Raw genomic sequence first — 740 nt, 5'->3', positions numbered from 1 at the left:
GCATTCACCAACAGGAGCACGACATGAACAAGCGACGCAGTAGGACCGAATGGCAAGCACTGATCGACGAGCAGATAGCAAGCGGCCTGACCCAGAAGGCCTTCTGTGGTCAGCAGGGGATTTCACTGGCCACCTTCAGCTACTGGAGGCGCAAGCTCCAGACTGAGTCATCCTCTACCGCTACGCCCACAAGCCCCAGTATTGATACAGTCTCCCTCGCTGACTGGATCGAGCTGCCGACTCAGGGTTCAGCCACTGACGGTGGCTGGCAGATCGAGTTGGAGCTGGGCAGCGGCCTCTGTCTACGGCTGCGCCAAGGCTGACGATGCTGCTGCCCGAGTCCGGTGTCCGGGTGTGGCTGTATGCCCCGCCCACGGACATGCGCAAGTCCTTCGATGGATTATCTGCCCTGGTACGGCACAAGCTGATCGAGGATCCGACCAGCGGCCAGCTGTTCGTGTTCATCAACCGCCGCCGTACCCAGCTGAAGGTGCTCTACTTCGAGCAGGGCGGCTACTGCCTGTGGAGCAAACGCCTGGAGGCAGGACGCTTCCACTTCAATGCCCAGGGGGCGGACAAACAGGCATTGAGCTGGACGGACCTGAAGCTGATCATCGAGGGCATCGACCTGGCGTCGGTGCGGCGGTTCAAGCGGTACCGAAGATAGGGCAGGAAGGCGCATAAATGATGGCTTCGCGCAGGGTTCCAAGATATAATCTAAGCTATGCAAGTGACGGATT

At 59.6% G+C, this 740-nt stretch carries 2 protein-coding genes; both read left to right on the top strand.

The window, feature by feature from the left end; genetic code table 11:
* Positions 1-323, top strand: a 323-nt coding sequence (gene tnpA / locus ACOCD2_RS23720) for an IS66 family insertion sequence element accessory protein TnpA (RefSeq protein ID WP_293885621.1), incomplete at its 5' end; no start/stop codon positions are given.
* A gap of 2 nt (positions 324-325) precedes the next feature.
* Complete coding sequence (gene tnpB, locus ACOCD2_RS23715) at positions 326-667, top strand: IS66 family insertion sequence element accessory protein TnpB (protein ID WP_293653356.1); 342 nt, start codon at positions 326-328, stop codon at positions 665-667.
* Positions 668-740: the final 73 nt, after the last annotated feature.

The organism is Thiolapillus sp., from assembly GCF_048562965.1.
GTDB classification, from domain to species: domain Bacteria; phylum Pseudomonadota; class Gammaproteobacteria; order Chromatiales; family Chromatiaceae; genus Thiolapillus; species Thiolapillus brandeum_A.
The sequence above is the reverse complement of the archived record's forward strand: the minus strand, read 5'-3'. Positions and strand labels throughout refer to the sequence as shown.